Origin of the sequence: Atopobium sp. oral taxon 416 (assembly GCF_018128285.1) — a bacterium.
Classification (GTDB): domain Bacteria; phylum Actinomycetota; class Coriobacteriia; order Coriobacteriales; family Atopobiaceae; genus Olsenella_L.
Map to the genome: position 1 here is coordinate 1263953 of NZ_CP072380.1, position 25810 is coordinate 1289762.

A 25810-nucleotide genomic window follows, 5' to 3' on the forward strand; every position below is an offset into this window, starting at 1 on the left:
TGATGGCGGCTTAAGGCCCCGGATCGAAGGAGGCGAGCACTCTTTCGGGGTTGATTTCAGTGTACAATCAACTGGGCCACTCTATTAGGACTGGATTAGACAGTGTGGTATTTTTTTATTTTCGGAAAAATACCAATGACAATCTTCTTAGATATCACAAAGATAGGTCTAAGCATAACAGGTGTAAATGACTACTGAAGCCGGAGGCGCTTATATGTGCGGAATTGTAGGATGTACCGGAACCGACAAAGCTGTTAACTTTCTTTTGAATGGTCTCGCAACGCTTGAGTATCGTGGCTATGACTCGGCGGGCATTGCGACGATTTCCCCTGACCACAATCTTCATGTGGTCAAGTGTCAGGGCCGTGTAGCAACCCTTCGTGATCGTGTAAAGAACGCAAATCTTGTCGGTACCTGCGGTATCGGCCACACCCGTTGGGCTACCCACGGTGTCCCCTCCGACAGAAACGCACATCCCCATACCGACTGCTCCGGCAAGATCGCAGTCGTCCACAATGGCATTATCGAGAACTATGAGGATCTGCGTGCACAGCTTAAAGAGGCAGGTCACGAGTTCAAGAGCGACACCGACAGTGAGGTCGTAGCACACCTGTTTGAAGATGCCTGGAACGGCCCTGCCAAGGGCAACCTGATCGCGGCTCTGCGCAATGCCGTGGCACGTCTCGAGGGATCCTGGGCCCTGGCGGTTGTGTGCACCGATGAGCCAGACTCTGTTGTCGTAACTCGTCATGGCAGCCCCCTGGTTGTCGCTTCTACCCCGGAGGGTGCCTACGCCGCTTCTGACGTTATGCCCTTAGCTGCGATCACCAAGCACGTAATCCAGCTCGCAGATGACGATATCGCCCTGCTCCAGAAAGACGGTACTATCACGATCTATGACGCTAACGGCGACGAGGTTAAGGATCCTGCAACGCTTGATATCGACTGGGATGCCTCCGCTGCAACCCTGGGTGGCTACCCTGACTTTATGAGCAAGGAGATCAGCGAGCAGCCTGAGGCGATTGAGCGTCTGCTCAAGGGACGCCTTACCGATAAGGGCATCAGGCTCGACGAGCTTGATATGAGTAACGAGGAGCTCGCACAGGTCGACCGTGTCTACATTATTGGCTGCGGCACCTCCTACCACGTAGGACTCATCGCAAGGAATATGATCCAGCACTGGGCAAAGATTCCGGTTGACATCGAATATGCCTCTGAGTTCCTTTACTCTGATGCGCTGGTCACCGACCACACTCTCTGCCTGATCATCACTCAGTCCGGTGAGACCGCCGATACCTTTGCGGCAGCACGCAGACTCAAGAGCATGGGCTGCAGGATCTTTGCCATCACCAACGTGTTAGGCAGCTCTGCCGCGCGTGAATCCGACGGTACGATTTACGTCCAGGCAGGACCTGAGGTCTCCGTCTCTTCAACCAAAGCCTACACGGCACAGATGGTCGCTGCGACGCTTGTAGCGCTGCGCTTGGCACAGGCGAATGGTAATATGACGCTCGACGAGGTCAAGAAGGTCTACTGTGAGCTTCTGACCGTACCTGACGCGATCCGCAAGATCTTTAAGCGAACCTGGCAGGACAAGCAGCTAGTCAAAAAATTGAAGCATGCGCAGAGCATGCTCTACCTCGGCCGTGGCTCCAGTTCTGCGACCGCCTACGAAGGCGCCCTGAAGATGAAGGAGATCTCCTACATTCACGCAGAAGCCTATCCGGCAGGTGAGATGAAGCATGGCCCGATTGCCCTGGTTGAATCCGGGTTTCCGGTGGTCGCGATTGTGCCGCAGGACCACGTACACGACAAGACTCTCTCCAACATTATGGAAGCAAAGTCCCGTGGCGGTTACATTATTGCGGTGGCAACTGACGGTGATGAAGAGGTTGCCAACCTGGCTGACCATGTGCTGTGGGTCCCGCCGATGAGCGAATACATCATTCCTATCGTCTCCATCGTACACCTGCAGATCCTTGCGCTCTATGTAGCACGTGCCAAGGGTCTCGATGTGGATAAGCCGCGTAACCTGGCCAAGTCCGTCACGGTTGAGTAGTCCCGTATATCAGGAGTAGTCCAGCAATACGCTGGCTGCCGAGAGACGGTATGCGGATGATGGCTCGGCGTCGTATGCGCGCTTGTTGAACAGCCACAAGTAAGCCCCGCTCTGTGTTTTCTCACGATTGGATGAGATGACACGGGCGGGAATTTTTGTATCCTGTGAGGTCAATCGAATAGAAACTACATGGAGCGTGGCCAAGGCTGAATCTGTAAACGGCAATAGAGCTGCTCAGGCCGTCTTACCCATAGAAAAAAACTTCTCTCTGTAAGACCACTATTGACCTCGGCCTTCGCCTTCCACCAGTCCCAGGGAGACTGGGTATGTCGACAAGCGCGCCTCGTGTGTATGTAGCTGCCTTCTGCCAGCTGTCCTGAGAGCATCTCTTTGCTGTCCTGCTTCGAATGCTTTGCCTGCTTTGTCCAAAGGAAGCACGAGCGACAGTGGCCGAGCCACTTTGTTGCCACCTTGTAGAAGAAAAGCAAGAACTTGCCTGAGCCTTCGCTGCATCGCATTGACAAGACCGCTTCTCGCTGTCCCTGGACTTCTTTACCACACTTGGTGCGTGCTCAACGACGCTGAGTAAGGAAAGGATGTGCGCCATATCCTGCATGATTGTCTGTTGCGACCCAGGAGCTGTCGGCGATGCCTGAAAGGGCAACTTTTAACTTTGAATTGGTGGGCCTTCCCTTCCCGCGAAGTGTCCTTTACAGAAGGAGTCTACAGATCTACACCTCGGGCATCTTTTGAGCTTACCTGTGAGGGTAGATCCTGCCATCTTTTTAGTGATGAGGGTCTTGAGCCTCTTCAGGAGCTTGCGCTTTTTCTGTGATGCTCATCTTCTCGATCTGCTGCAGTATCATTGAGTCCGGCCCTTCCGTTTCTCGGTGTCTTTGTTTGGCGACATGCATTGTAGGCAAAGGTTCGGACAACATTGGATCCTTCTCAGGTCAATAGTGGTCTAACAGAGAGAAAAACGTTTGACTCTATTAGACCACTGTGGATATGAGACCATGTCGCCTGCTCCCAGTACTGAGGGAACGCAATCGGCATGCCCATATAGCCTCTCTGGGTGGTGTGGTAGACACCGTCTCACTTGTGCTTGTAGATCTGCCTGCGCTTATCGCCGTTCGATCTTCGGAACTGCTCCTTGTAGCAGAACTACTCTGGGTAGTGTTAGAGATGCTTGGTCGAGACCTTGCGGATGCGATCCATGAAGTGCTTAAGCTGCAAGTGCATGGAGTTGACCTGTGACGTGCGCTACACCGAGGTTGACCAGGCCGCTTGCATATTGGCCCTTACCGTCGCGCCGAGCTTGTCTACGCCGTAGACAACGCAGAGCTGTAGGTTAGAGAGCCCCCGCACACAGATGTTGTGGGCACTGCGCTGCTTGGGGGAACACCATCTCGAATGAGCCTGCCCCATGGTTGTCGGCCAGGCTCTTTGCGAAGTGTTTGCCGACGGCGCGCAACAACTTAAGCCTTAACGCTATCGCCTCACATGCGCGCTGGCACATGAACCAGGCGCTGTACAGACACACGCCGCATCTCTTTGCACACCTGCGTAGTGTGAGCCTGCCAGCCAGGCACTGGGTAAGCTTCATCCACTGGGATACTGCTAACTTCGACTGCGCGAGCAGCTTGCCTGTCCCTGCTGTAAGCGAGCACTCATGCTTGGTGGACTCAGGGCATCCGCAGTGCGGACATGTGGCGGACTTGTCGGCCTGCGATGCCAGCTTCTCGGCTATCATCTGCTTGAGATCGGCGGTGAGTGCGACCTTCTCCTCGTAGGTCAGCTACTTTGCTAGTTGTCGTATCATGTCGAGCATGCAGGGCCTTCTTCAGGTCGGTTTCTTGGTCGAACCCGATTGTAGGGTGACCCCGTGACATCTTTTCGCTTCCCTATATCCACAGTGGTCTAACAGAGTCAAACGTTTAGAATGGTGCATGTCTCTGCGAGCATCATCATAGGTCGTGCCTGGACGGTTGGCTCGTATCTCCCTGTTACACTCGAAGTGTGGATTCGCCGCTAAAAAGATCATTCCAGCTTCGGAGTTACGGATGTGTTAGCCGCTGGTAGTGAAGGAGATGCCGTTCGCCCCTGAATCTGACGCCCCTTCACCAACGTATTCATAAATCCATCATAATTTAAGCCGGTTACTCAAGTTTTTTATATCTCGACACCACACAGAGCTGGTGCCGATGGAAAACTGTGTTCATCTGATTCAGAACGAAGGAAAAGGGCGCTATGGGAAAGTACGCGGTGGACGCGAAGAAACTCCTTGACCTTGTAGGTGGTAAGGAGAATATCTCTGCTGTATCGCACTGTATGACGCGCATGCGCTTTGTCTTGGCTGATCCGGATGAAGCTAACGTTGAGGCGATTGAGGATCTGCCTTCTGTGAAAGGTACCTTTACTCAGGCGGGGCAATTCCAGATCATCATCGGTAACGATGTTGCCTCATTCTACGATGACTTCACTGAGATCTCAGGCATTGAAGGTGTCTCGAAATCGGAGGCGAAGGAAGCCGCCGGCGCCAACCAAAACTGGCTACAGCGTGCACTCGGTGTCTTGGGTGAGATTTTTGCGCCAATCATTCCCGCCCTTATCTGCGGCGGCCTTATTCTCGGCTTCCGTAACATTATCGGCGATATCAACTTCTTTGATGCTGCCGGTAACTTCGATGTCGCTAACGGGACACAGTCACTCGCAGACCTCTCACAGTTCTGGGCCGGCACCTATAGCTTCCTATGGTTGATTGGTGAGGCGGTCTTCCATATGCTGCCGGTTGGCATCTGCTGGTCTGTCACTAAGAAGATGGGTACCACCGAGATCCTGGGCATCATCCTCGGCTTGACCATGGTATCAAGTCAGCTGCTCAACGGCTTTCTGGTCCCGACCACCCCGGCCGACCAGATCCCGGTATGGAACTTTGGCTTTGCACAAGTCAGAATGATCGGCTACCAGGGCCAGGTTATTGCAGCGCTGATGGGTGCGTTTGTCCTGGTTGAACTCGAGAAGTTCTTCAAGAAGGTCACGCCTGAAGTCGTATCCATGATTGTCGTGCCGTTCTGCTCGCTGGTGCCTGCGGTTATTATTACCCACGCTTTCGTTGGACCGATCGGCTGGGCTATCGGTACCGCAGTCGCAGATGCGGTCAACTGGGGCCTCTCTTCCGACTTCAGACTGCTCTTCGCAGCAGGCTTTGGCTTAATCTATGCCCCGCTCGTTATGACCGGCTTGCACCACATGACCAACGCAATCGATACCCAGATGGTCGCAGCCCTTGGCTACACCACCCTGTGGCCGATGATCGCACTCTCCAACATCGCTCAGGGCTCCGCTGTCCTCGGTATGAGTGTTCTACAGAAGCACAATGAGCGCGCTCAGCAGGTTAACATCCCAGCTTGCATCTCCTGCTACCTCGGCGTTACTGAGCCGGCGCTCTTCGGTGTCAACGTCAAATACAAGTTCCCGCTGCTCTGCGGTATGATTGGCTCCGCCTGTGCGGCTATGATCTGTACCGGCAACGGCGTCCAGGCGCTCTCCATCGGCGTCGGTGGCTTGCCGGGCATCCTCTCCATCCGCTTTCAGTACTGGGGCATCTTTGCATTGAGTATGCTCGTCGCCGTCGTGATTCCATTCCTGCTTACGCTTGCTGCGGGCAAGAAAAGCCTGACTGAGAGGGATCTTTACGACAAGAAGCCCGCGCTCAAGGCTGAGGCCACTACCGCAGAAGTTGCTCCTGCTGAGGAAACTGTGCCTGCGGCAACTGAGACCGTAGCGTCTGAGACTGTTCCTGAAGCTGCGACCGACGAGACAGGGATTGTCCACGCACTGATTGCTCCAATTGAGGGAACCGTGCATCCGATCTCCGATATGGCTGACCCTGTCTTTGCTAGCAAAACTATGGGCGACGGCGTCATGATCGAGCCAGCTCCGGCTGTTTCCCGTGTAGTTGCTCCGGCTGATGCAACCGTCTCCGCTATCATGCCGAACACCTACCACGCTATAGGCCTCACGCTCGATAACGGTATCGAAGTCCTCATCCATGTCGGTATTGACACCGTCGATATGAACGGCGACGGTTTTACCTGCCCCGTGAAACAGGAGCAGCACGTGAAGGCAGGCGATCTGCTGCTCACCTTCGACCAGGCAAAGATCAAGGCAGCGGGGCACTCCGCACAGACCGCAGTGATCCTGACTGAGCCGGACGACGCCAAAGATATCGCATACTTCTTGGGCGCCCACGCCCTGGCCGGTGAGACTGAGATCGTAACGTATTTGGCACACTAACGAGACGAAAGGGGAGAGCAATGGCGGACTTTGTTCCACGCGACAAGAAACATGCCGTCGTGTATCAGATCTATATCCGCAGCTTCTGCGACTCTAATGGGGACGGTATTGGAGACCTTCCGGGTATTACCTCCAAGCTTGATTACTTGGCTAAGCTCGGGATCGACTACCTCTGGATCACCCCGTTCTATCCTTCACCCATGAGGGATAACGGCTACGATATCTCTGACTACACCGCGGTCGATCCCACCTATGGGACGATGGATGACTTTGATGAACTGGTGGCTGAAGCCAAAAAACGCCATATCGGCATCATGCTCGATATGGTCTTATGCCACACTTCCTGTGATCATCCCTGGTTCCAGAAAGCGATTGCGGGTGACAAGGAGTATCAGCAGTACTACTTCCTGAAAGACGGCTGTAACTCCAAAGGCCCGGGGGATCCGGGAGAGCCGCCCACCAACTGGAAGGCTGCCTTCGGTGGCAGCGCCTGGGAGTGGGAGCCGCACATCGGCAAGTGGTACCTGCACCTGCACGATGTATCACAGCCGGACTTGAACTGGGATAACTCCAAGGTCCGCAAAGAAGTTGAGAATGTCGTGCTGTTCTGGAAGAAGCGCGGCGTCGCCGGCTTCCGTTTCGACGTGATCAACTTCGTTTCCAAACCCGCGAAGTTCGTGGACGACACCGAAGGGGCAGGACGGCCGCTCTTTGCCGATGGCCCGCACATCCACGAGTACCTGCAGGAGCTCGTTTCCACCACCGGTATTGACGGTATGCTCACGGTGGGGGAGATGGCGTCAACGACGCTCGACAACTGCATCAAGTATTCCAATCCTGACAACCATGAGCTGGCTGAGACCTTCAGCTTCCACCATCTGAAGGTGGACTATGCCAACGGGGACAAGTGGGCGTTGAAAGAGGCTGACATCGCAAAGTTGCGCGGGATCCTCTACACCTGGCAGCGGGGTATGCAGGAAGGCGGCGGTTGGAATGCCCTCTTCTGGGACAACCACGACCAGCCACGGGCGGTCACCCGCTTCGGCGGCCGCGCCGGTGAAGGAGAGCCCAACTCTGATTGGGAGCACGTGGGTAAGATGTTGGCTACTACGTCCTTCTTCCTGGAAGGCACGCCCTATATCTATGAGGGCGACGAGTTGGGAATGACGAACGCACACTACGCGAAGATTGACCAATACAACGACGTCGAGTCACTTAACTTCTATCAGATCTTGCTCAAGAAAGGTGAAACTGAGGACGAAGCTCTTCACGTTCTCTCAGAGCGCTCCCGTGATAACGGGCGTACGCCGATGCAGTGGTCAGATGGGCATGCCGCAGGCTTCACTACCGGAAAGCCCTGGCTTGCTTCACCTGCGAACTACACGAGCATCAATGCCGAAGCTGAGGTCGATAAACCTGGCTCAATCTTTGAGTACTACCGTAACCTCGTCCATTTACGTCACGAACTCGAAGTGTTGGCAACCGGTAAGGTTACCTGCTATGAGCCAGGAGATGAGGCTCCGAAGGTGCTGCTCTTTGAGCGTCAAATCGGCGATATACGCGTTGTAGTGACCACTTCATTCGACCAGAAGCCATGCACGGTTGATGCCTCTAAGCTCAACGTAGGTGAGCTGGAGCCGTTAGTCTTCAATTACAAGGAAGCACCGCAGATCCAGGGGGATGGTACAATAGCGTTGAAGCCCTATGAGGCATGTGCCTGGATCACCAAAGGTGCGCTGAACAAATAGGAAAGTTAGTGAAAGAGTCGCTGAGATAGGGGTCATGGGATGCAGTATGTGTCCCATGGCCTTTTCGGCTAGCGCTGCATGAGCAGCGCTATATAAACGGCGACTAAACAGCATGGCCCTCTGGCAGGTCCGAGTTTATATCCTAGGGAAACGATGATTAATTCGCCTCGATGAGGTAGCTGGGGCTGTACGCTGTATGCCGTCGGCTCAAAATGTCTCGAACCACGCAGTGTCCATACCCACATAAATGCCTATCTGCCTGCGGATATGTTATAATTACAGCAACGTATTCCAGCATATCCAGGGGGCAGATATGGGCAGATAGATGAGCTTTTAAGACCTTAAATTCTAAGGTCTTAGGAAGAAGACTCGGCGGGAGGCATTCCTGGAGCGGATGGATGCAATCGTTGTGTGGGATAGCTGGATTGCACTGGTAGATACCAGCTACCACTGACAGGCGCGTGGCAGGCATGTGCGCGGTGCAAAGACGATGCTTTAGGAGATCGTGAAAGCACTCATCCGTAAGAATCATCTGAAAAGCCGGAGACAGATGTACAAGGAAGAACTAGATAAAACAAAGATATAGGACTTGTAGGAGCAAATGACATGGTGGATTATGAGTATATTACAGACACAGAAATATTGTTAGAGAAAGTTGGCTGTTTAGGTATTGAAGAAGTAGACAAGTATAATGAATGCTATTTGAATAGTCAACCAGAGTGCGGATGCTTGTGCTTCCTTGAACTGCGGTAAGGCGCTTCGGTGAGCATCAGATGGCGGAGGACCCCTGCAGTCTTCGGCCACCTCTCGTCGGCCTGCTTGACCCGGAAGAGATATACGTTTCAGTTGAGATACTCCTGGAGGTTCGAGGCTTCATGCCCACATAGCCCTCCACGAAGCACCTTATCCAGGCGCACAGGCTGTTGACCATCTTCATGTCTTCAAGATAGTCCGGATCCTCGGTGTCGGCCTTGTATGCGACGCTGGTCCCCTTCAGCGCCCTGACGAGGGAGCTGTGGGCGCGTTGTTATGTATGATCGTGGTCCTTTCGGCTATGTGACCCTCCAGCGTCTCTCTGACCTGTATTTGATAGCCTCTGAGTTGGGGTTCTGAGCGCCGGAAGGCTACGGCTTTCATCACGAAGATTTTTCGGGTTTGCGCATGGGCACGCTGCCCATCCCCAGGATGCTCCAGAATGTCGCTGCTTCGGTATCGACAGAAAGGGGCAGAAGGAAATGATCGGTGTGGACAAGATTTAAGATATACGAGAGATGTACAGGAACAAAGAGCCAATCGCCAGGATCGCGAAGAAGGTCGGGGTGTGTGAGCCCACTGCGAGGAAGTACGCGAAGATGGAGGACCTCTCGCCAAAGATGCCTAAGGAACAGGGAGGCGAGGCACTCCTCCCTCAAAGGGTTCGGTCGCTTCATCGATAAGATGCTCGGGCAGGAGCGCAGCTGCTGGCGCAAGCAGCGCCACACCGGCGTGCGCATCCTCGACAGGCTGAGGAACGATCACAGCTTTAAGGGCTCCTTGTCCCACCGTGCAGCGCTACGTGAAGGAGAAGCGCTATGAGATGGCGGCTGACAGGGACGCGGAGGGGCCTTGCCGGCTTTTTGCCCTCGAATGGCTACCCGGTAAGTGCCAGGTCGACTTCGGTAAGGCCGACTTCACGGTGAAGGGCGCAACGTCTAAAGGGGGAGGTACCTCACCGTGAGCTTCCCCCCACTCCAACGTGGGCCTGACGCAGGTGTTGTGGGGCGAGACGGTGGAATGCGTGTGCGAGGAGCTTACCGATGTGTTCGAGTTCATAGGCGACCTGCCGGAAGCGCGCGGTCTTTGACAACGCGCTCGGCATAGGAAGGATGGTCGGCGACGAGATCCGCCTGAAGCGAGCTCTTCCGCCTGTTTTGCGCCCGCTATGGCCTCTCGTGCTCCTTCACGAACCCCTATTTAGGCAACGAGAAGGGCAATGTGGAGAACAAGGTAGGCACCCATTGCCGGAACATGTTCGTGCCCATGCCGGCCGTGGGCGACGTGGAGGCCTTCAACAGCAGGCTTCTCGAGCAGAGCCTTAGCCTCTCGTAGGGCAAGCCCCACTGGAAGAAGGGCACACCGCAGCTCGACCTGTTCGGAAAGGACAAGGCAGCCCTCTTAGCGCTCGCGCCGCAGAGGTTCTCCTGCAGGAGGTGGGAGACGAGGAAGTGCAGCAAGCAAGGCACGTTCACGCTCGGCGGCATACAGCGCTACTGCGCAGGCCCCGCCTGGGCGGGAAAGGAGGTGGCGGTCTTCTTCGGCGCCTTCCGTGTGGAGCTCTTCGATCCCAAGACGGGAGATAAGATCGCCAGCTACGAAAGGGAATGGGGGCAGGTCCCGACGGACAGCGCGGATCCCGTGGCGCAGCTGCGTCTGCTGTGCATAAGGCCAGGCGGCTGGAGGGACTGCGTCGTGAGGAAGTCGCTTCCCGAGGAGCTCGTCAGCTTCCTCAACGCTAAGCCGAAGGAGTCGCTCTTTGAATCGCTGAGGACGCTGAGAGACGAGAGCGCCGAGCATGGCTGGGAAGGCTGCCGTCGAGGGCATGCAGCGCGCGCGGGGTGACAGGAGGCCACAGCCGGGCATCGGTGTCGCTGTGCGCGGAGAGCGCCACATCGGGCGACGCGAGGATCGACTACGGGAAGGATGCTTCCGACCTCGGCATGTACGACGTGGCCCAGGGCATCCAGAAGGGAGGCGCTGCAGATGCCGCAGTCGAGCTCTGAGCGCGGGGCGGTACGCTCCCTCTTCATATCGTGCGACACGATAGATACCTTTCTCGCCACGGCCACGCCGGGGCAGCTCTCGGCCTGCACGTCGATGCTGGAGGGCGAGCTCGCCCACAGGCAGCGCCTGCTCAGGCAGGCCCGCTTCCCCGTGCCAAAGTCGGCAGATGGCTTCGACTGGACGAATGTCTCCTTCCTTGACGGCTGGGGCAGAAAGGACATGCTCTTACTCGGCTCCGTCGGCGCGGCGCAGGACCTCGTCCTCTTACGGGCAGACGGGCAGGGGCAAGACCCACATGGCCACGGCGGTCGCCATGATGGCCGTGGCCCAGCTCGTCTGCGAGCTCGGCCGCGCCAAACGCGAGGGCACGCTCGACAGGGTCTTCGCCGACATCTTAAAGGCGCGCCTGCTCATACTCGACGAGTTCGGATCGACGTCGACGGGGCAAGGCTGCTCTTCCAGGTCATATCGGAAAGCTACGAGAGGAGGAGCATCATCTTCACGATAAACATCGAGTTCTCGAGATGAGGCACGCTCTTCGCTAACGACAAGCTCACCGCAGCCATCGTCGAGCGCGTCGTGCACCACGGAAGGCTCGTGGAGTTCGGGGGCCCAGCCACAGGCTTAAGTAGAGCCTCATGCTCGGCAAGTCCGGCAGGTAGAGAGAGATGCGGCGCGCCCGTGACGGAACCTGAAAATATTTCGTGATGAGACCCGAAAGGAGAAGCTGCCTAGGACCCAAACTCAGGCTTGACTAAACACACCAGGTCCTCGTGCTCGACGAATGGCTGCTCAGCAGGCCGGACGACGGCTTTTGCCGCTTCCTGCTCGAGATCTTCGAGCTGCGCTACGACGAGAGGTCGACGATCTTTTTGCACGCAGTAGCGCCAGAAGGACTGGCATGTCCGTCTCGGCACCGATGTCACAGCTGAGGCGATCATGGACCGCATCGTCCACAAGACGGCGTGGGTCGACATGGGAGAGATGAATATGCGTGCCTCCGCCAGGACGGCAGCACCCTCTGGATCGAGGCAGTGATGTAGGAGCCAGGGGCCATGGGGCGGTGCTGCGCGGCGCCGCCCCCGGTGCCGATTCGCGACACAGCCGGTGCCGAGCCGCAATAATCGCTGGTGCCTACACGCGCAAATACTCATTTACAGCTTGTTCCATATGTTACTCTCATTGCATTTCATGGGACAAACTAGGCATTTCCACGGACACTTGCGAACATAGAAAATATAATTTCAGACATAAAATTGAAGTGATACAAAAAATATTACAAAAGTGTCCAGAATTTTTTAACGATAGGATAAAGGAATCTGCAACCGCAGCATTTCAATTAAATCTTATGAATAAAAAACTCGGAACATGAAGGATGAATATGAGACCGTTGAGAAAAATAATATACACACTGATAAGAAATAAACTGGGAAAATTTATTTTGGCGATTTCTTTATATGTTTTCTCTGCGTTTCTTGCAATGGCACCAGCCAAAATATTGCAAATTATTATTGATGACGCCTTCCTGAAATATAGGATAGACAGACTTCTGATATATTTGGCAATATTGTTGCTTGTATATTTCCTAAAAACTATTTGCTCTTACTCATCAAATAAAAGAATGATATCTCTTGGAAATGAATTATTAAAGAATATCAAGAAGGCAATATATAACAAACTGATGTATATGGATCTATCTTTTTATACAAACAATGATTTGGGATATATTAATTCAAGAATAGAAGAGATTGACAAAATTGACGTGTTATTTTCATCACAAACACTTACACTAGGATCTTCAATCTTAGAATTTGTGTTTGCAATAATTATGCTGTCAAGTATTAACTTTAAGATGCTTATTATATTTTCTATCCCAATTCCGGTCTTATGCTGGTATGCGTATTCGTCATCAAAAAGAATAAGTCATCAGATTCAACATACGTTGGAAAGTGCGGCGGAATATTCGGGAAAAATGCAGGACACTCTGCACGGAATGGAAGAGATTAAATCACAAGGAACTGAAGAAAAAGAAAGCAGAAGAATAGACAAATTCAACCGTAAAGCACTAGACACTCAAAAACAGCAATCTCTCTTTGTTAATAAGTTTGGTTCTGGAATAGGGATGATTGGAAATGTTGTAACAGTACTTGTTTACCTAATTGGAGGCTTGTTTTTTATAAATAAAGAGCTATCAATGGGTACTTTCATTTCGATATCTACATACGTAGGGAAACTTTATTCTCCAATCTTAAGTTATGCAAGTATATCAGTTTTAATACAGCCGGCATTTCTATCGTTAAAGAGAGTATCTGAGTTTTTTTTCAAAGAAAATGCAGTAACTGAAGATGGCCAAGAAATCACTGGGATTTATAAGATTGAATTCCAAGGCGTTTCTTTTCAATACAAGAAAGAAAGCGCACTATTGAAGAATATTAATCTAACTATTCATAAAGGTGACAAAATGCAACTTACTGGAGAAAATGGCTCCGGAAAAAGTACCTTGTTGCGACTGATTGTTAAAACAATTAAACCGATAGAGGGAAAAATATTGGTCAATGATATTGACTTAAATAATATAAATAAAGAGTCATTTCTTAAACAGATATCATATATTCCGCAGAAGAAATATTTGTTTAATGAAAGCGTATTTTATAATGTGACATATGGAATTGAAGATGTCGACAAAATCCAATACAACAATATTGTGAATGAGTTAGGATTGCGCCCTATTGTAGATCAATTGGAGCGTTCTGGTAATAATAAAATTGGTGAAAATGGATCAAGACTTTCGGGAGGCGAGATTCAAAAAATTTGCATTGCAAGGGCATTATTGCAAGAACGCTCAGTGGTTATTCTAGATGAAGCAACTACTAGCCTAGATAAAAAAGCGTATGCCTATATTCAGGAGAAAATCAAGAACTCAGCATCAACATGGATAATAATTGATCATCAACATGATTTGTCTAATTATGGATTTAAATGTGTAGATATATTCAGTTTACAAGGAGTATGAAGATCGTGTCGGAACCGACGCTCCTATGCTGTGTCAAGTCATTTTCAGGTTCGCTAACTTGCTCTTCATGAATGCGGAGTACCTATCGCGAATCTCGTAATGCTTGCTGGCCTCGCGCTCGATCTCGCTTATGCGGATGTGGTCGGTGCCGAGTGCGGCGGCGACCTCTTCCTGCGTCATCGCGGCTTCGGCCCTTTTCGCCCTGAGCGACCTTTCGTCCTCGTGGGTTTTAGCTGTTGGGTTCATCAGCGCGCAGCAGACTTCCCGGGCGATGTATCTCTTGAGGCATCTGATTGCCTCGCGCTTCGATGTGCCCTCGGCCATCCGCTTCGCGACATACTCCTGCGTGCGCCCATCGTACTTCATCCGGTTGAGAGCGATGGTGTGCAGGGCCCTGTTGGCCTGCCTGTTACCTCCCCGGTTGAGCCTGCGCCTGACGATCTTGCCGCTCGACGCCTCTATCGGCAAGGCGCCGCAAGGCGAGGCGAGTACTGCTTTTGAGCGGAGCCTTTCGGGGTTGTCGCCCGCGGCGTTGCCGAGCGCCGCAGCCGTCGATCTCCAGCAGGGCCGGCGCGTTGTCGCGCACCAGGTCGGATATGAGCGCCTCGAGCTCGTCGGCCCGTTGCTTGGCGTCGATTCACGTCTTCGCGAGAACATGGAGCGAAGTGTGCAGCGCATCCGTGACGGCACTGCCGGTTGCGAACCTTTTCTTGGCAAGCGACTTCATCATCGCCGAAACGCTTATCTTCCCGTACTTCGACCTTATGGGCTCCGGCGCGATGTTGTCCAGGGACTTCGCGGCGCTGGATGCCGCCGTCGAAGTCCTCACGCATAGCTCTCTTAAGTCCAGCAGCGCCCTGACGGCTTCGGACCACCCGTCCCTCGACTTTAGGGGACACAGGTGCCGTGCCCCGCCGCTGTGTTCCGCGTCTATGGCGTCGTTTTTGCTGGAGCCCCTGCGCCTCTTGTCGCGCTTGGGCCGCAGGATCTCCATGACAGTGTAGCCGCGCTCACGCAGGTAAGAGCAGATCCCAGCGCCGTATAAGGCTGTACCCTCGATACCGACAAGCGCGCAGCGGCCGGCGTCGCTGATGGTGTGGGCAAGCGATCGATATCCGGCGCCGTCGGCGGCGAACCCGCCCTCGTAGACGAGCCTGCCGAGCGCGCCCAGCACACACAGCACGTACGCCTCCTTGTGCGTGTCGATGCCGGCGTAAACGACAGACGTGCCTTCCATGCAGCCTCCCTGTCTTCACCGGGCACTCCGCCGGTGAGCCAGACACAACACTGAAAGGGGCGCTATAATCAGGAGAGTCCGGCCTGCTGGCAGCGCCTATGCTCCTATAAGGTCATGGCGGGCCTTCGGGATGCCCGCGGCAGGGCGCGGCAAGTCATTTCAAGGTCAGTCCTTGCGACGACGGTTGGTGTATGGGCCAGCGCCCTGTCGCAAGCCACTACGATGGGAGCATACGCTCCCACGGTCGACTTTGCGCGAGTGTCGGCGCAATCACAACCGCGATATCATTATCAGTGTTGGTGTAGGTCCGATTCTGCCTGGGGTGAGGAGGCCGTCCTGGATCTGGAATCCCTGGGACTATCCTATGCTGTCTCCATCCCATCTGCAAGCTCAAGGCTGACATCTATCACCTTCCTGGCAAGACCCCTGAGCTCTGTCAGCCTCTCCGGCGTGAGAGGTAGCGTAGGTCTGCGCTTCTCGAAGAGCTCTGCGATGACCTTCTCAGAGAAGTAGCGCTCGCCTGCCTATATCTCGTCCTGCTCTGCGAGGACCGATCCCACGAGCCTCATGAGCGACCTCTGTGAGGGGAACACCTGCACGACCTTCGTGCGTCGCTTGATCTTGTGGTTGGTGCGCTCTTGTAGGTTGTTGGTGCGCAGGCGCTTCCAGTGGGATGCAGGGAAGTCCAGACAGGCAAGGGCATCCGCCTCGGCGTCCTCCCAGATCTCTGCCGCCTTGGGGCAACACTTCTCAAGCATCTTAGCTGCGAGGTGGAAAAGGGCGCACACCTGGTTGGTGTCCTTGGCACGAAAGACTGGCTCCATGATCCTTGCCACCCGCTTCTTCAGGCTCCTGGAGCCTGCGGCGGCTATGCAGTTCCTCATGAGATGGACGACGCACCTCTGCCACGTGAGCTCCCAGGAATACTGACCTGTGTCAATATTTCGGACGGCAGATTGTCAAGCTGAGTGCAACATCTCCCTAAAGACCTCGTTGGCTGTCCTGTATTTCAAGACCTTCCTCGCTCTGTCGCAGATCAGCTCCACTACATGCTACACCTCCTCGTTTGTGACCTTGCTGAAGTCGCTGCCCTTAGGGGAAGAACTTTCGCAGGAGCCCGTTGGTGTTCTTAACTGTTAGCTTTTGCCATAGATGGTGGGGGTCGCAGAAGTAGAACTGCACGCCTCAAAGGGTATCTGTGACATCTGCATGCCCTGCGAACTGCTTGCCCCACTTAGGCGTGAGCGTTTCGAGGGGACGTCCCTGTAGCAGTCCGACCTCGGCCTTAGAGACGCTTCCGCTGTCGTGGTGGCATCTCTTCTGCGAGAAGCAGCCTCACTGCCCTGTCGGCAAGCACGAGCAGGCACATGGGCCCGGCTGCCACGAGCGTGTCGTCTGCCCACTCGCCGAGGCAAGACCTCGCATCGGCCTGCTTTGGCCTCTCCTTTACGGTATGTAAGATCTCGATCTTGCCCCTCGTCTTAGGCCCCTTCCTGCGCAGGTGGTGCCGCACCTGGCCTTCGGGGCCGGATCCCGACAGGTCGAGGGTGGCGGCTACGGACCTCACGGTAGAATAGTCGAGAGGCTCAACGACGTACCTGCCGCCACCCTCGAGCCTGAGATGTCGTCTATCTTATCTGGGGACCAGTGTCTGTCCATGATGAGAGAGTGCACGGTCTGAAAGCCGCCTTTTCGGCCTGCATCTCCTGCGGCGCTCATCCGCCCTCTTTTTGAGCAGTACAGGCCCTAAAGTGTCCGTGGCGTGCGTTCCTCTTGAGCTTGTGGCAGACGCTGGAGCTGTCCCTGCCGATCTCTGCCGCGATATAGGCAATTGACCTTCCCTTGTGCCACACAGCTCGGCTATGCAGTCCCTCTCCTGTAGGCTTACGATACTTGTAGTGGCACATTCCTTTTAGCTTTCGACGTTGATTGAGACAACCAACATCGTAGCCTTCCGGAGTGTGCTACGCTTGCATTCAGCGGGCTATCCTGTTGCACTCAGAATGCTAATCCTCCAGACCTTGCTATTTTGACACATGGAAAAGCGGCACTGGTGAATCCGATGCCGCTTTACCTCAAACTCTAGCGTTTGTTACTTATGCGGCTGCTGCTGCGGTAGCCGGAGCTTTCTCTTTATCCTCATCCTTATAGATTGCAGAGGTGATACCGAAGGCTACGCCGAAGGCGACGGCGAACATAATGATGTATTGGATCGGCTGCGTGATGCAAAGGAGAATGCCGAAGATGCCGGTGACGCCGGTGCCGGAAGCGCCAAGGTGGAAGATGTAGCAGCACAGAGCACCACAAGCAGAACCGATCATACCGGCAACGAACGGCTTGATCTTAGGCAGGTTGACGCCGAAGATTGCAGGCTCGGTGATGCCGAGGAGGCAGGAGACGCCGGAGGGAACAGCCAGGGACTTGGTTTTCTCGGACTTGGTGCGAAGAGCTACAGCCAGGCAGGCGCCGCCCTGGGAAATGTTTGCTGCGGAAGCGATCGGCAGCCAATAAGTCACGCCGTACTGAGCGAGCATGGAGACATCGATTGCGGTGTACATCTGGTGTAGACCGGTGACGACGGACGGGGAGTAGATAAGGCCGATTGCGATATAGCCGATACCGAACGGGACAGAGAGTAGGAACATCAGGAGATTAAGGATTGCGTTCTCAAGCCAGACGAAGATTGGGCCGATGAAGAGGATCGTGATGTAGGCAGCTGCGGACACGGAGACCAACGGAGTGACGAACAGATCAAACATCTCGGGGACGACCTTGTGGAGGCGTTTCTCAAAGAAGCACAGGATCCAGACGCCGACCAGAATAGGAATGACGTGGCCCTGATAGCCGACCCAGTCGATGGAGTAAACACCGGGGATAACGTCGAGCGTGATCATCGTGCCGTTTGCGATTGCCGCGCTTGCATCATAGGAGTTGATGAAGTCAGAGCTGATGAGCAATGCGCCCAGCGATGCACCCAGGTAAGGGTTGCCACCGAAGACCGTTGCGGCGGAGAAGCCTAAGAGGATCTGCAGGTTGCCCAATGCGCAGCCGTTGATCAGGGCAGCGATTCTCCACCATACGGTTGTGGTGTCGAGGTTGAACATCCCCGCGCCGCCGTCTGCAACAGGGGTCCCCATAAACTGAATAGCGGACATGACGCCCATCAGCATGCCGGAAGCGACGATTGCCGGAATGATCGGAACAAAGACGTCTGAAAGGACTTTAATTGCGCGTTGGAAGGCGTTGCCTTTTTGAGCGGCCTCCTGTTTGGCCTCGTCTTTGCTGACTGCGGAGACACCAGACTGCTTGATGAACTCGTCGTACACCTTGTTGACAGTGCCGGTGCCGTAGATGATCTGCAGCTGGCCGGCGTTGTTGAAGTTGCCTTTGGCGCCGACTGCATTGGCCAGTTTGTCCTTGTCCACCTTGGAATCATCGGCAATGACTAGGCGTAGACGCGTCGCGCAGTGTGCTGCGGAAACTACGTTGTCCGCTCCGCCGATAGCCTCAAGGGCCTCTTTGGCAGCTTGTGCGTAATCAAGAGCCATACTTTGCTTCTCTCCTTATCCTGCTGAATAGATCGGTCTGTACATGAGAGTGATTGTGGAATCGATCTCACATCAGAATTAAAGGGCAATAAGGTTATTTACTCCATAGCACCTCCGTCCTTTGGATGTGAGCGGTAGAAATATATTGGTGAACGGTAGATAGTGGTTCAGGGAAATTGCCGAGATGCTCCATTCAGATGCGCGTGGAGGAGCGGATCTGCAGTTCGTATCCCATACAGATCTCCCGGGGGATGTGGGTATTCAACTGCAGGGCATCTGACAAAAGCTCAGCGGCCTGTCTCCCCGCAGTCTTGTAGTGGAAGTGCACGGTCGTGAGTGACGGGGTGACCACCTGTGTGAGTTCAGTGTCTCCGACACCGGTGATCTGGATATCTTCGGGGATACGCCGTCCGTATTCTCGTGCGCAGGTCATTGCCCCAAACGCAATCGTGTCAGACGCGCACATGATGGTGTCTGTTTCTGGATGGGCCTCTAAGATCTCTTCTGCGCAGAGGTATCCTGAATCCAACGTAAAGGCAGATATTCTCTGGGCATCCCTCTTGGGCTTGAGGCCGCAGTCTTTGCAGGCATTAAGAAACGCACGGTGGCGGTCATGACCAGCGCTTTTGTCCTCTTCGATCACGCCGATATAGGCAGGATTTTTCGAATGCTGTAGCACCCGGCAGGCCAGGTCATACATCGAGGAGTAATCGTCGTTAAAGACGGAGTTGTAGCCTTTGAGATCCTGGCCTAATACGACGATCGGACAACGCAGGGCCCGTATCGTTTTGCGATGCTTTGCATCGAGTACCGTAGCGATCAGGATAATTCCATCAACCCGATTTTTCCGGGAAAAGAGGTTAAGGTAGATGATCTCGGCGTTCTTATCATTGGCAGTGTTGCCCAACAGCATCTGGTAGTCGGTCGCGGAGAACCCTTGGGTGATGCCGGAGAGCATACGTGAGACGGAAAATGAGTTCACCTTCGGCAAGATGACGCCGATGAGGCCGGTCTTTCCCGTCCGCAGTGTCTGAGCTTGCTGAGAGGGGGTGTAGCCGGTCTTCGCGACTGCCTGAGCGATTGCCTGGCGCTTTTCATCTGACACATATCCATCATTGAAGTACCGCGAGACGGTAGCCCGTGACACTCCCGCTATCTTTGCAACCGTATTGATGTCCATAATCCGCCCGTAACTTTCCTGTTTCGTCTCTTACAGCGGACACGTTGTATCTACCGATTTCACCGAAGTTCCCACTAGAATGTGAAATCGATACCACTTACTATAAGCATATCACCATATCGCGCTTTCGTGAAAGGAGTCTTACGGTGTCCACTGCACTCACGAACGATCTCGACAGCCTGCGCAAAGAGAAAGAAGCAGGCGCACAACACGGACGGTTTTCCCAAGCTTTCCACCTGATGCCTCCGGTAGGTTGGCTCAACGATCCGAATGGGCTGTCCCAATTCAAGGGGCTCTATCACGTGTACTTCCAATATGCCCCCTTCAATGTCAATGGTGGCGTCAAGATGTGGGGGCTCTATACCTCTGAGAACCTGCTCGACTGGGAGTATCAGGGCGTCCCACTCTTCCCGGACCAGCCCTTTGATGTCAGCGGCGTCTACTCAGGCAGCGCGCTGGTCGAGGGTGACAAGCTCCATATCTTCTATACTGGCAACGTGAAGCGCTTGGACAGCGGACAGTACGACTACATCCATACGGGACGTGAGGCCAATACGGTTCACTGCGTTTCGGCGGATGGTCGCTCCTTCCCGGTCAAACGTTGCGTGATGACGAACGCGGATTATCCTGAAGACGACACCTGCCACGTGCGTGACCCGAAAGTCTGGAAGGACGACAAAGGTTGGTGGATGGTACAAGGTGCCCGCAAGAATAATGACACCGGTGAGATTTTGCTCTTCCATGCGCAGGATCCAGACCATTGGGAACTCCTCCGGCGTCTGACCACCGATGAGCCTTTTGGCTTTATGTGGGAATGTCCGGACTACTTTGTCCTGCAGGAGGGAGATAGTACTAAGCAGGTGCTCTCCTTCAGTCCGCAGGGGCTTCATGGCGGAAAGTGGGATGAGCGTAATGTCTATGCCTCAGGCTTCTGCATGCTGACCGGATCGATCGAAGAGGTATACAGCCCGATTGAGTTCTCTGACTTCTCAATCTGGGATGGCGGTTTTGACTTCTATGCCCCGCAGAGCTTCCTGGCAGATGACGGACGCCGCATCCTGATCGGCTGGATGGGGATTGGTGATACGCCGACGCAGACCAACAAGACGATCGCGGACGGCTGGCAGCACTGCTTTACGTTGCCACGTGAGCTCTATCTGAAGGATGGGGCAGTGTGCCAGTGGCCGGTGCGTGAGCTCGAGCAGAAGCGGGGAGCGTACCATACTTCCGATGCAGGACACCTGAAGCTTCAGGGTATTCCCTGCTTTGACGCACTGATTACCCCTCAGGGAAAACCGTTTACTGTAATGCTCGCCGATCAGTTCACCATCAATTGGGATACGAATACTCTATCTCTGGAGTTCAACAATACGGATAAAGAAGGGGCCGGCGCGGGTCGTACCAAGCGGTCTGAAGTGGTGAGCGACCTCGAAGAGCTCCATATAGTCGCCGATTATTCTTCAGTTGAAATCTTTATTAAGGACAGTTCCCTGAGCTTCACGACCCGCTATTATCCTGATCAATACTGGGTAGACTTTGTAGGCGACCCTACATCAGTCCTTAAACTTTGGGAGCTCAATTGCACACAACCTCAATAATTTGGCTCTTCGCTACTTATGGTGGGTAGCACGTCTGCATCCCCTTGAAGGCGTGGCCTTTGAACGGTAGGATTTTCGGAAAGGAAAGGCTTCGGTCCTAAGGCGCGCGATGGATGCTTAAGGCAGGCATGCTGGCAAGGCTCTTTAAGAGATCCCATGGGGCTTAGGGACGAATGGGAGCTCTTCGATGTCTGGTTTAAGGAGCGCGAGGGGGCGCAAGACGAGCTCCCGAGGTACTCCCGCAGCTTCGGCTCGTCGAATGATACTGTCTCGTGTGGCATGGTCCCGCTTCCTCGTCTCGAGTGGTGCTTGGTCGCTTCCAATCGTAGCGAGACGGGGCCATACCTCTTTATGCGGCTATTCGGTTTTCAAAAGTGCAAAAGAAACTGTACGTCATCAAACCTAAGTTAGAAGAGGACCAGATATCACCATCCACTGCTCCGGCGGATTAGCATTCTGAGTGCAACAGGATAGCCCGCTGAATGCAGGTGTGGCACACTCCGGAAGGCTACGATGTTGGTTGTCTCAATCAACGTCGAAAGCTAAAAGGAATGTGCCACTACAAGCATCGTAAGCCTACAGGAGAGGGACTGCATAGCCGAGCTGCGTGGCACAAGGGAAGGTCAATTGCCTATATCGCGGCAGAGATCGGCAGGGACAGCTCCAGCGTCTGCCACAAGCTCAAGAGAAACGCACGCCACGGACACTTTAGGGCATGTACTGCTCAAAAGGAGGGCGGATGAGCGCCGCAGGAGATGCAGGGCGAAAAGGCGGCTTTCAGACCCTGCGCTTACGCAGAAGGTGCGCTTGCTCATCATGGACAGACACTGGTCCCTGGAGCAGATAGACTATATCTCAGGCTCGAGGGTGGCGGCAGGTGCACCGTTGAGCCTGCCGACTATTCTACCGTGAGGTCCTTAGCCGCCGCCCTCGACCTGCCGGGATCCGGCCCCGAAGGCCAGCTGCGGTGCCACCTGCGTAGGAAGGGAAAGCAAATCCGCAGGAAGAGGCCCGAGACGAGGGGCAAGATCAGGATCTTACACAGCGTAAAGGAGAGGCCCAAGAGGCCGATGAGAGGTCTTGCCTCGAAGACTGGGCAGACGACACACTCGTGGCAGCGGGACCCGTGTGCCTGCTCGTGCTTGCTGACAGGGCATTCAGGCTGCTTGCCGCGAAGAGAGCCAGCACGTCAGCGGGAGCGTCTCCAAAGCCGAGGTCGGGCTGCTACAGGGACGCCCGCTCGAGACGCTCACCCCGGATAGGGGCAAGGAGTTCGCAGGGCATGCAGATGTCACAAAGGCCTTGGGAGGCGTGCAGTTCTACTTCTGCGACCCCCACCATCTATGGCAGAAGCTAACAGTTAAGAACACCAACGGGCTCCTGCGGGAGTTCTTCCCCCAAGGGCAGCGACTTCGGCAAGGTCACAAACGAGGAGGTGCAGCATGCAGTGGAGCTGATCTGCGACAGGGCGAGGAAGGTCCTGAAATACAGGACAGCCAACGAGGTCTTTAGGGAGATGTTGCACTCAGTTTGACAATCTGCCGCCCGAAATATTGACACAGGTCACTCTACAGTGAGGCTTTGTATTATAGCAAGGCTTTGTATCAAACAAGGCAGCATCTCTTCATTGCAGACGGGCTTTTCAGCTGAAAGACCAACTATCATCTGTGCAAAACCAACGATACCTACAAGATGCTGCAAGCCTAAGGGGCCACACACACGATAAAGGTTGTCGCCTATAGCTTGAAAGCTTCCCTTGCAGTATTGAGAAGATGCAAGAGTGGCAACTACAGCTGCTCTCAAGTGTTGATCTCACACTACAGGGCAAAAGGCGGCGTGTTTTTGCTGATACTTCCCACGAACGGGTTGTAGAGACTGCCCAAAAGCAGGTAGCTTCTACAAACCTATCCTAGCCATGTCGAACGTTTGGATGGGCGGTGTATCAAGGGCATCCTCTCTAAACAGCCAGCAGCCCCTTAGCTTGAATGAGTGCTGTGTTATGGGAGTGGATATAGAAGCTGACAATCTCGCCGTGCATGTCACCCCAGAGCATGGGCGCTTGGTTGGCAGGCGACAACTCAAGTCAGCCAACCACTATTGCAACAGGCACTTGGCGTATCTGAAAAGCCGACTAGACACAGACAAGTTCCGACAGGTAGCCGACAAAGGGGGTCGGCGTGTGCAAGACTGCATGCTCAAAGCGGCACGCACCATCACCAACCTGTGCATAGAGAAGAACACAGACACCCTGATTGTTGGATCCACCATGGGATGCAAGCAGGGAGCAGCCACGGCAGAAAGAATGATCAAGCGTTCATACAGATTCCCTGTAGGCTACTCGAACGCTAGCTTACATATCGATACATGCAGCAGAAAGAGACCTACACGTCCAAAGCATCCTGTATGGGTGGGGATCGAATACAAGCCTGCTGACAAGTAAGCACACCTTTTCTTAGACAAGCGCATCTGAGGCGGCCTATAGCGAACCCAAAGGTAGCATCTTGGTGAAGTGCAGACATCAACGCTGCCGCAAACATTACACACAAGCAAAAGCCAGCAGAGCGGCAACTGTGTGTTGTGGCAACACCTCAGCAAATTCACGTCGATTAAGACATGGGTCACGCCAAAATCCCGTAAACTGTAGTTTACGGGAATATCAATTTCCCATTAGCAAGAAAGAGAGGGATATGTATGGCAAGCAAGCCTATACCTGGTACAGATGGTGACAACTACGTACCATATGATCAACGTTCCAGTCAGGAGTCAGCAGTTTACTTTACCCGTGACCTTTCTGCAGAGGGATTGATCAAAGCCTTCAATACAGTCGGTGGCCATCTTACAGGAAAGACTGGTGTCAAGCTTCACACCGGTGAGCCGCACGGACCCAACATTATCCCGCGTCCATGGGTCAAGCAGTTGATCAGCGAGAAGTTGCCTGACGCCAATATCGTCGAGACGAACACCTTCTATGTGGGCGGTCGGCATACCACCGCTCAGCACCGTAAGACCCTTCAGATTAACGGTTGGACGTTCTGTCCCGTTGACATTATGGACGAAGACGGCACCACGGACCTCCCGGTTCGCGGCGGCAAGTGGTTTGACCACATGACTGTGGGTTCTCACATGCTCGACTACGATTCCATGCTGGTACTGACACACTTCAAGGGCCACGTCCAGGGCGGCTTTGGCGGTTCCAACAAGAATATCGGTATCGGCTGCGCAGATGGCCGTATCGGCAAAAAGATGATCCACCAGGGTCGGCATCCGGGTCAGTGGGATATCGCCAAAGAGGAGTTCATGGAGCGCATAGTCGAGTCCTCCAAGGCGACCATCGATTACTTCGGTGACAGAATCGTCTATATCAATGTGATGCGCAACATGTCCGTGTCCTGCGACTGCGAGGGTGTTGCTGCACAGCCGGTCGTAACTCCGAACGTAGGTATCCTGGCCTCCACGGATATCCTGGCAATCGACCAGGCCTGCGTCGATCTGGTTTACGCTATGAAGCCGGAGGAGCATCACGATCTGGTTGAGCGTATGACGTCCCGTCACGGCCTGCGTCAGCTCTCCTACATGAAAGAGATGCACATGGGCAATGACCTGTATAAGCTGATCGATCTGGACCACGATACCAAGCGCATTGTTGCAGCGGATGCGGTACAGGACCTGATCCCATTTGGCGAGGATAATCGATAACCCATAGACATTGATCGATAGTATGAGCGGTGCTCCCGAATAAGACCGAGGGCGCCGCTTTGACTATCTATCGGCTAGAACCTTGGGCATTGCACTGAGTATGAATAACTCACTGGGCATCCGGATCCTTGAGGGTGTGGGTGATTTCACCGATATACACGGTGTGGTAGTTCATGTTAAGCTCACCCTTGCTGTACCACTTCTTTTTTGCCTCAGGATCAGTGAAAGATTGCGGGGATAGGAACTGGACCAAGGCTTTGTCGGCGGTGAAGGCAAGCTTGGCTTCCTTGAGCACTGGAGTTCCGTCCACGAAGAGCGGGGTGAGGCCGGTTGCCTTGAACTTGTCGATATTACGGCCTGACTTGGTGCCGATCAGATTCATCTCTTTGCGGTAGGAAGCCGGGAGTACACTGATACCGAAGGTGTCATTGTTGTCCAGGAACTCTTTGGTGTAGCGGGACTCACGCACATAAATCGTAACGGAAGGCTTTGTCCAGATATTGCCAAAAGCTCCCCAGGCGGCGACCATCATATTGACTTTCTTTGGGGTGCCAGCAGAGACAATGAGCCAATCACTGTAGACTGTGGTGAAAGGGTTCATTGTGGCGTCTTTGATTGAGATTTCCTTAAGTGGCATCAGTGCTCGCATCCTTTATCGTTGAGTTATGATAA

The 25810-nt window shown here is 54.0% G+C and carries 24 protein-coding genes; 13 read left to right on the forward strand and 11 right to left on the reverse strand.

The window, feature by feature from the left end; all coding sequences use genetic code 11:
* Nucleotides 1–214 precede the first annotated feature (214 nt).
* The gene (gene glmS, locus J4859_RS06805; protein WP_212334524.1) at nucleotides 215–2059 is read left to right on the forward strand and encodes a glutamine--fructose-6-phosphate transaminase (isomerizing); all 1845 of its coding nucleotides are present in this window, start codon (nucleotides 215–217) and stop codon (nucleotides 2057–2059) included.
* Nucleotides 2060–3410: 1351 nt separating this feature from the next.
* Here the strand turns inward: glmS and J4859_RS06810 are convergent.
* On the reverse strand, nucleotides 3411–3812 hold the full coding sequence (locus J4859_RS06810; RefSeq protein WP_212334526.1) for a hypothetical protein: 402 nt from the start codon (nucleotides 3810–3812) through the stop codon (nucleotides 3411–3413).
* A gap of 497 nt (nucleotides 3813–4309) precedes the next feature.
* Here J4859_RS06810 and treP point away from each other — a divergent pair, with 497 nt between their 5' ends.
* The 7 genes from treP (at nucleotide 4310) to J4859_RS16190 (ending at nucleotide 11374) form a co-directional block, all read left to right on the forward strand.
* A complete protein-coding gene (gene treP, locus J4859_RS06815) occupies nucleotides 4310–6358 on the forward strand; it encodes a PTS system trehalose-specific EIIBC component (RefSeq protein ID WP_212334534.1) in 2049 nt (682 codons plus the stop codon).
* A gap of 20 nt (nucleotides 6359–6378) precedes the next feature.
* A complete protein-coding gene (locus J4859_RS06820) occupies nucleotides 6379–8106 on the forward strand; it encodes an alpha,alpha-phosphotrehalase (RefSeq protein ID WP_212334536.1) in 1728 nt (575 codons plus the stop codon).
* A gap of 1271 nt (nucleotides 8107–9377) precedes the next feature.
* Entirely contained in the window at nucleotides 9378–9542 is a 165-nt protein-coding gene (locus J4859_RS06825) for a hypothetical protein (RefSeq protein ID WP_212334538.1), read from the forward strand.
* 107 nt (nucleotides 9543–9649) lie between these two features.
* Nucleotides 9650–9823: a hypothetical protein gene (locus J4859_RS06830; protein ID WP_212334540.1), complete on the forward strand. Its 174-nt coding sequence runs from the start codon at nucleotides 9650–9652 to the stop codon at nucleotides 9821–9823.
* 563 nt (nucleotides 9824–10386) lie between these two features.
* Entirely contained in the window at nucleotides 10387–10704 is a 318-nt protein-coding gene (locus J4859_RS06835; RefSeq protein ID WP_212334542.1) for a hypothetical protein, read from the forward strand.
* Complete coding sequence (locus J4859_RS06840) at nucleotides 10701–10865, forward strand: hypothetical protein (protein WP_212334544.1); 165 nt, start codon at nucleotides 10701–10703, stop codon at nucleotides 10863–10865. Before J4859_RS06835 ends, J4859_RS06840 begins: the two co-directional genes overlap by 4 nt.
* A gap of 317 nt (nucleotides 10866–11182) precedes the next feature.
* Entirely contained in the window at nucleotides 11183–11374 is a 192-nt protein-coding gene (locus tag J4859_RS16190) for an ATP-binding protein (protein ID WP_249113805.1), read from the forward strand.
* Nucleotides 11375–11597: 223 nt separating this feature from the next.
* On the opposite strand, the gene J4859_RS06850 is transcribed toward J4859_RS16190, so the two are convergent.
* Entirely contained in the window at nucleotides 11598–11783 is a 186-nt protein-coding gene (locus tag J4859_RS06850) for a hypothetical protein (protein ID WP_212334545.1), read from the reverse strand.
* A 464-nt stretch (nucleotides 11784–12247) separates the two neighbouring features.
* Between J4859_RS06850 and J4859_RS06855 the strand changes: the two genes are divergently transcribed.
* Nucleotides 12248–13879 (forward strand): ABC transporter ATP-binding protein, encoded by a 1632-nt coding sequence (locus J4859_RS06855; RefSeq protein WP_212334547.1) that lies wholly within the window; start codon nucleotides 12248–12250, stop codon nucleotides 13877–13879.
* Between the two features lie 33 nt (nucleotides 13880–13912).
* Here the strand turns inward: J4859_RS06855 and J4859_RS06860 are convergent, their stop codons facing one another.
* The 7 genes from J4859_RS06860 to J4859_RS06890 all read right to left on the reverse strand — a co-directional run bounded on the left by J4859_RS06860 (nucleotide 13913) and on the right by J4859_RS06890 (nucleotide 19844).
* On the reverse strand, nucleotides 13913–14557 hold the full coding sequence (locus J4859_RS06860) for a transposase (protein ID WP_212334549.1): 645 nt from the start codon (nucleotides 14555–14557) through the stop codon (nucleotides 13913–13915).
* Complete coding sequence (locus J4859_RS06865) at nucleotides 14517–15116, reverse strand: transposase (protein WP_212334552.1); 600 nt, start codon at nucleotides 15114–15116, stop codon at nucleotides 14517–14519. The genes J4859_RS06860 and J4859_RS06865 overlap by 41 nt, the downstream gene beginning before the upstream one ends.
* 524 nt (nucleotides 15117–15640) lie before the next feature.
* Complete coding sequence (locus J4859_RS06870) at nucleotides 15641–16057, reverse strand: transposase (RefSeq protein ID WP_256436865.1); 417 nt, start codon at nucleotides 16055–16057, stop codon at nucleotides 15641–15643.
* 344 nt (nucleotides 16058–16401) lie between these two features.
* Nucleotides 16402–16683: a hypothetical protein gene (locus tag J4859_RS06875; RefSeq protein ID WP_212334556.1), complete on the reverse strand. Its 282-nt coding sequence runs from the start codon at nucleotides 16681–16683 to the stop codon at nucleotides 16402–16404.
* Nucleotides 16684–16831: 148 nt separating this feature from the next.
* Complete coding sequence (locus tag J4859_RS06880) at nucleotides 16832–17023, reverse strand: hypothetical protein (RefSeq protein WP_212334557.1); 192 nt, start codon at nucleotides 17021–17023, stop codon at nucleotides 16832–16834.
* A gap of 189 nt (nucleotides 17024–17212) precedes the next feature.
* Nucleotides 17213–18664 (reverse strand): PTS transporter subunit EIIC, encoded by a 1452-nt coding sequence (locus J4859_RS06885; RefSeq protein WP_212334559.1) that lies wholly within the window; start codon nucleotides 18662–18664, stop codon nucleotides 17213–17215.
* Nucleotides 18665–18857: 193 nt separating this feature from the next.
* Entirely contained in the window at nucleotides 18858–19844 is a 987-nt protein-coding gene (locus J4859_RS06890; protein WP_212334567.1) for a LacI family DNA-binding transcriptional regulator, read from the reverse strand.
* A gap of 146 nt (nucleotides 19845–19990) precedes the next feature.
* Here J4859_RS06890 and J4859_RS06895 point away from each other — a divergent pair, with 146 nt between their 5' ends.
* The 3 genes from J4859_RS06895 to J4859_RS06905 all read left to right on the forward strand — a co-directional run bounded on the left by J4859_RS06895 (nucleotide 19991) and on the right by J4859_RS06905 (nucleotide 22954).
* Nucleotides 19991–21442 carry a glycoside hydrolase family 32 protein gene (locus tag J4859_RS06895; protein WP_212334569.1) on the forward strand — a complete coding sequence of 484 codons (1452 nt, stop codon included), beginning with the start codon at nucleotides 19991–19993 and terminating at the stop codon, nucleotides 21440–21442.
* A 551-nt stretch (nucleotides 21443–21993) separates the two neighbouring features.
* Entirely contained in the window at nucleotides 21994–22185 is a 192-nt protein-coding gene (locus tag J4859_RS06900; RefSeq protein ID WP_212334570.1) for a hypothetical protein, read from the forward strand.
* A gap of 568 nt (nucleotides 22186–22753) precedes the next feature.
* Nucleotides 22754–22954 (forward strand): hypothetical protein, encoded by a 201-nt coding sequence (locus J4859_RS06905; RefSeq protein ID WP_212334572.1) that lies wholly within the window; start codon nucleotides 22754–22756, stop codon nucleotides 22952–22954.
* Between the two features lie 51 nt (nucleotides 22955–23005).
* Here J4859_RS06905 and J4859_RS06910 read toward each other — a convergent pair whose 3' ends face one another.
* Nucleotides 23006–23245 (reverse strand): hypothetical protein, encoded by a 240-nt coding sequence (locus tag J4859_RS06910; RefSeq protein WP_212334574.1) that lies wholly within the window; start codon nucleotides 23243–23245, stop codon nucleotides 23006–23008.
* Nucleotides 23246–24133: 888 nt separating this feature from the next.
* On the opposite strand from J4859_RS06910, the gene J4859_RS06915 reads away from it, so the two are divergent.
* On the forward strand, nucleotides 24134–25138 hold the full coding sequence (locus J4859_RS06915) for a DUF362 domain-containing protein (RefSeq protein WP_212334576.1): 1005 nt from the start codon (nucleotides 24134–24136) through the stop codon (nucleotides 25136–25138).
* 109 nt (nucleotides 25139–25247) lie between these two features.
* On the opposite strand, the gene J4859_RS06920 is transcribed toward J4859_RS06915, so the two are convergent.
* Complete coding sequence (locus J4859_RS06920; RefSeq protein ID WP_212334578.1) at nucleotides 25248–25775, reverse strand: flavin reductase family protein; 528 nt, start codon at nucleotides 25773–25775, stop codon at nucleotides 25248–25250.
* Nucleotides 25776–25810: the final 35 nt, after the last annotated feature.